This is a genomic window from Citrobacter sp., from assembly GCF_050252275.1.
Lineage (GTDB): Bacteria > Pseudomonadota > Gammaproteobacteria > Enterobacterales > Enterobacteriaceae > Citrobacter_A > Citrobacter_A amalonaticus.
In genome coordinates this window covers 1-5,449 of the sequence record NZ_JBFWLF010000298.1, presented here as the reverse complement: position 1 = coordinate 5,449, position 5,449 = coordinate 1, and the positions used below count along the sequence as shown (strand labels likewise).

Annotated in this window: 5 protein-coding genes and 1 pseudogene; 5 read left to right on the top strand and 1 reads right to left on the bottom strand. The window is 56.1% G+C overall.

Annotated elements, in window-relative coordinates; genetic code table 11:
- Window positions 1–146: pseudogene (locus tag AB7E14_RS19825) on the bottom strand (AraC family transcriptional regulator); the annotation flags it as partial.
- A gap of 328 nt (window positions 147–474) precedes the next feature.
- Between AB7E14_RS19825 and AB7E14_RS19820 the strand changes: the two are divergent.
- The 5 genes from AB7E14_RS19820 to fadK form a co-directional block, all read left to right on the top strand.
- Window positions 475–1,242: an electron transfer flavoprotein gene (locus tag AB7E14_RS19820; protein ID WP_044328158.1), complete on the top strand. Its 768-nt coding sequence runs from the start codon at window positions 475–477 to the stop codon at window positions 1,240–1,242.
- A gap of 20 nt (window positions 1,243–1,262) precedes the next feature.
- Window positions 1,263–2,198, top strand: a complete 936-nt coding sequence (locus AB7E14_RS19815; protein WP_046402029.1) for an electron transfer flavoprotein subunit alpha — start codon at window positions 1,263–1,265, stop codon at window positions 2,196–2,198.
- A gap of 56 nt (window positions 2,199–2,254) precedes the next feature.
- A complete protein-coding gene (locus AB7E14_RS19810; RefSeq protein WP_428169837.1) occupies window positions 2,255–3,544 on the top strand; it encodes an FAD-dependent oxidoreductase in 1,290 nt (429 codons plus the stop codon).
- Window positions 3,541–3,834, top strand: a complete 294-nt coding sequence (locus AB7E14_RS19805) for a ferredoxin family protein (RefSeq protein WP_043000861.1) — start codon at window positions 3,541–3,543, stop codon at window positions 3,832–3,834. Before AB7E14_RS19810 ends, AB7E14_RS19805 begins: the two co-directional genes overlap by 4 nt.
- 94 nt (window positions 3,835–3,928) lie before the next feature.
- The coding region (gene fadK, locus AB7E14_RS19800) for a medium-chain fatty-acid--CoA ligase (RefSeq protein ID WP_428169836.1) at window positions 3,929–5,449 on the top strand (1,521 nt) is incomplete at its 3' end.

The window sequence follows — 5,449 nt, the reverse complement described above, 5'->3', positions numbered from 1 at the left end:
ACATAAATGAGCTCGGTCTCTTTGTCATGAACATGATGACCGGACTCCCAACGGGGATCATCACTAATGACAAATCGGGAAAATCGCGGGGTTTTGCCCTGGTCAAAAAGGCTTTCCATGGCATTATCAAAGCAGCGTTGATACATGACAACCTCCACAAGCAGAAATTTATCCTGAACAATATAATGAGGATAAAATAAAGCGAGTATGGCGGTTATACAACTGTATTTAGTAAAGGCAAAACAAGATTATTTCCCTCACCTGCAAGATAATATGTTTAATTCTCTCAAATGATTTTCTACTCATTTCTTTTGTACGAGCGATCCCACTTTTTTTGCAAGATACCTGGTAACGAAAACAGATTGCTCCGTCGATAAAAAGCCGCCGTCTGTCGCACACTATTTCCAGTCAATTTTCACTTTCCACCGGGGTGGCCTGATTGTCACTGTCGGTATGCGACTCACAGGAGATGCCATGAAAATAATAACCTGCTTTAAGCTGGTGCCTGAAGAACAGGACATTGTTGTTACGCCCGAGCAAGCGCTGAGCTTTGACAATGCGGACGCCAAAATCAGTCAGTTCGATCTCAACGCCATTGAGGCCGCAACGCAGTTGGCCACCGAGGCAGAGGATGAGATCGCGGCACTGACGGTGGGCGGCTTATTATTGCAAAACTCGAAAGTGCGTAAGGATGTGCTCTCCCGCGGGCCACATGCACTGTATCTGATGCAGGATGCACAGCTGGAACACGCGCTGCCAAAAGACACGGCGCAAGCCATTGCCGCCACGGTGGAAAAAATCGGATTCGATCTGCTCCTGTTTGGCGAAGGGTCTGGCGACCTTTATGCACAACAGGTTGGTCTACTGGTCGGTGAGATCCTGCAACTGCCAACCCTTAACGCCGTCAGCAGCCTCCAGCGTCAGGGCGATAAGCTGCTTGTAGAGCGTACGCTGGAAGAGGACGTTGAGGTGATAGAACTGTCACTTCCGGCCGTTATCTGCGTGACATCGGATATTAACGTGCCACGCATCCCCTCAATGAAAGCCATTCTTGGCGCCGGGAAAAAGCCCGTACACACATGGCAGGCAAGCGATATCGGCTGGAGTCAGGGCGAGTTGCGAGCAGAACTGGTTGCCATTACCGTACCGCCACAAACGGCGCGTAAGCACATCATTCTGGATAACGATTCGCCGGAAGCCATCGCCGAACTGGCTGAACACCTGAAAAAAGCCCTGAACTGAGCCCAACGGAGAACACAATCATGAGTCAATTAACCCACGTCTGGGTATTTAGCGATAACGTTGAACGCTACGCAGAGCTGATGGCTGGCGCACGTCAGTGGGGTCAACAGGTCTATGCCATTGTTCAGGGTTCTGAGCAGGCGGCGCAGGTTAAGCCGCTCGGTGCTGACGGCATCATCGTACTGGATAAACCCTCCGACCTGCAGCGAATCGAAAATTACGCCGAAACGCTGGCCGCGCAAATCAGGGAAAAAGGCGACGGTCTGCTGCTGATGGCAGCAACCAAGCGCGGCAAAGCGCTGGGCGCGCGTCTGAGTATTCAACTGGATGCGGCCATGGTTAACGATGCAACGGCAGTGAGCGTTGAAGAGAACGCGCTGTTTGCCGAGCATCGTATGTATGGCGGCCTGGCGTTTGGCAAAGAAAAACTGAACAGTCCGCTGGCCATTATCACTCTCGCCCCTGGCGTACTGGAGCCGATTGAGGCGGATCCCACGCATGACTGCCCGGTGGTTACCGCCGAGTGGGTGGCCCCGCGCCAGGAGATCTTGTGTCAGGAACGTCGCGCCAAATCGCTCAGCAGCGTTGATTTAAGCAAAGCAAAACGTGTGGTAGGCGTCGGTCGCGGCCTGGCGGCGCAAGACGACCTGAACATGGTGCGCGAACTGGCCGCCGTACTCGGCGCGGAAGTGGGCTGTTCACGCCCTATCGCCGAAGGGGAAAACTGGATGGAGCGCGAGCGTTACATCGGCGTTTCCGGCGTACTGCTGAAGTCCGAACTGTATCTGACGCTGGGTATTTCCGGACAGATCCAGCATATGGTGGGCGGCAATGGCGCGAAAGTGATTGTCGCCGTGAACAAAGATAAAAACGCGCCAATCTTTAACTATGCCGATTACGGACTGGTGGGCGACATCTACAAAGTGGTCCCTGCCCTGATCGCGCAGTTGCGCTAATTCTCACCTTGACCCACATCTCCCGCTGTGCAAACGGCGGGAAGGGAGCTTTAAGCATGTCGGATGAAAAATTTGATGCCATCGTCGTCGGTGCTGGCGTAGCGGGCACGGTGGCGGCGTACATCATGGCAAAAGCCGGACTCGATGTTCTGGTCGTCGAGCGCGGTAACAGCGCGGGCAGTAAAAATATGACCGGGGGGCGCCTCTACGCCCATGTGATTGAGCGGATTATGCCCGGATTTGGCGAGAAGGCGCCCGTTGAACGCAAAGTCACCCGCGAGAAAATCTCGTTTATGACGGAAGAAAGCGCGATCACGCTGGATTACCATCGCGAACAGCCGGATGTACCGGCTCAGGCATCGTACAGCGTGTTGCGCAACCGTCTCGACCCGTGGCTGATGGAGCAAGCCGAAGCGGCTGGCGCACAATTTATCCCCGGCGTGCGCGTGGATGCGCTGATTCGTGAAGGCAACCAGGTCACAGGCGTACAGGCTGGCGACGATATTCTCGAAGCCAACGTGGTGATCCTCGCCGATGGCGTCAATTCAATGCTGGGCCGTTCGCTGGGTATGGTTCCGGCCTCATCGGCGCACCATTACGCCATCGGTGTGAAAGAGTTGATTGGCCTCTCCCCGGAGCAAATCAACGACCGTTTTAATCTGTCCGGAAATGAAGGCGCAGCCTGGCTGTTCGCCGGTTCGCCATCAAACGGCCTGATGGGCGGCGGGTTCCTCTATACCAATCGTGACTCCATTTCCCTCGGTCTGGTATGCGGGCTGGGCGACATGGCCCACGCGCAGAAAAGCGTGCCGCAGATGCTGGAAGATTTTAAACAGCACCCAGCCGTTCGTCCGTTGATTCAAGGCGGCAAATTGCTGGAGTACTCGGCACACATGGTGCCGGAAGGCGGGCTGGCGATGGTGCCGGAGCTGGTAGGCGACGGTGTGATGATTGTCGGTGACGCTGCGGGCTTTTGTCTGAACCTCGGTTTTACGGTACGCGGAATGGATTTAGCCATCGCCTCTGCCGAAGCGGCGGCACACGCCGCGATTGGGGCCAAAGAGCGCAAGGACTTCTCTGCCCGCACGCTTGCGCAATACAAACACGAGCTGGAGAAAGGGTGCGTTATGCGTGATATGCAGCATTTCCGCAAGATCCCGGCGCTGATGGAGAATCCGCGCCTGTTCACCCAGTACCCGCGAATGGTGGCGGACATCGTGAATGACATGTTCACCATTGATGGCAGCCCGAATCAGCCGATGCGCAAAATGATCCTGTCACATGCAAAACAGATCGGGCTGATGAATCTGCTCAAAGATGGCATTAAGGGAGTCACGGCGCTATGAGCCAGGAAAATCGCGTTAACGTCGACGTCAAACTGGGCGTCAATAAATTCCATGTTGATGAGGGCCATCCGCACATCATTCTGGCGGCGAACCCGGACAGCAAAGAGTTTCAAAAATTGCTGAACGCCTGCCCAGCCGGACTCTATAAGCAGGATGAGGCAGGTACGATTCACTTTGATTCCGCCGGCTGTCTGGAGTGCGGAACCTGCCGGGTGCTGTGTGGTGAGACGATCCTCGAAAAATGGGAGTACCCCGCAGGCACGTTTGGCGTGGATTTCCGCTACGGCTGATACGACGGATGGACACAAATGCCGGAGAGTGACGCCACGCGTCTTATCCGGCCTGCAATCCCCTACTACCCCCTTGATAGACCGGGAACCTCCGATGAGTGTCACATTAACGTTTGACGCCGGGCGGCGGGACGCATACCGCAAGCTTGGCTTTTGGGGCGATGCCTCGCTGGGAGACTACTGGCAACATACCGCGCGCAGCGTGCCAGACAAAATCGCCGTCGTGGATAACCACGGTACGGAATTCACCTATGCCGCCCTCGACCACGCGGCAAGCTGTCTGGCGAGCTGGATGTTGGCGAACGGCATTCAGCCCGGCGACCGCGTCGCTTTTCAGCTTCCCGGCTGGTGCGAATTTACCGTTATCTATCTCGCCTGTCTGAAAACCGGCGCCGTATCCGTTCCCCTGCTGCCCGCCTGGCGCGAAGCTGAGCTGGTGTGGGTGCTGAACAAATGTCAGGCAAAACTGTTTTTCGCCCCAACCGTGTTTAAACAGACGCGCCCGGTCGATTTGATCTTGCCGCTGCAAAACCAGTTGCCGCATCTGCAACACGTTATCGGCGTCGATAAACTGGCACCGGCGACAACCTCGCTCGCCCTCAGCCAGATCGTTGCGGACAACGCGCCACTTGCCCGTCACATTCAGGTTCACGGCGACGAGCTGGCCGCCGTGCTGTTTACCTCTGGCACCGAGGGACTACCAAAAGGCGTCATGCTCAGCCACAACAATATTCTCGCCAGCGAGCGGGCCTACTGCGCGCGTCTGAATCTGACCTGGCTGGACGTCTTTCTGATGCCAGCGCCGCTGGGACACGCCACCGGTTTTTTACACGGCGTGACGGCACCGTTTCTGATCGGCGCGCGCAGCGTGCTACTGGATATTTTTACCCCAACGGCCTGCCTTGCGCTTCTGGAGCAACAGCGCTGTACCTGCGTCTTGGGGGCGACGCCGTTTGTGTACGACCTGCTCTGTACTGTGGAACGGCAGCCTGCCGATCTCTCTTCGCTGCGTTTCTTTTTGTGCGGAGGAACGACCATTCCGCAGCGCATTGCTCGCGACTGCCAGCAGCGCGGCATTAAACTGCTCAGCGTTTATGGTTCGACGGAAAGCTCGCCGCATGCGGTAGTGAATCTCGACGATCCCCCTTCCCGTATGATGAATACCGATGGCTACGCGGCGGCAGGCGTGGAGATCAGAATTGTTGATGAGGCGCGTAATCCCGTGCCTCCGGGCGTTGAAGGGGAAGAGGCATCGCGCGGACCGAACGTCTTTATGGGCTATCTTGACGAGCCTGAGTTAACCGCCCGGGCGCTGGATAGCGAGGGCTGGTACTACAGTGGCGATCTCTGTCGGATGGACGAGGCGGGCTACATTCAGATAACCGGGCGCAAGAAAGATATTATCGTTCGGGGCGGAGAAAACATCAGCAGTCGCGAAGTGGAAGATATTCTGTTGCAGCACCCCCGCATTCACGATGCCTGTGTGGTTGCTATGCCGGACGAACGTTTAGGCGAGCGTTCCTGTGCCTACAACGAGCTGAAAGCGCCGCATCATTCACTGTCGCTGGAAGAAGTGGTTGCCTTCTTTAGCCGTAAACGGGTAGCGAAATATAAG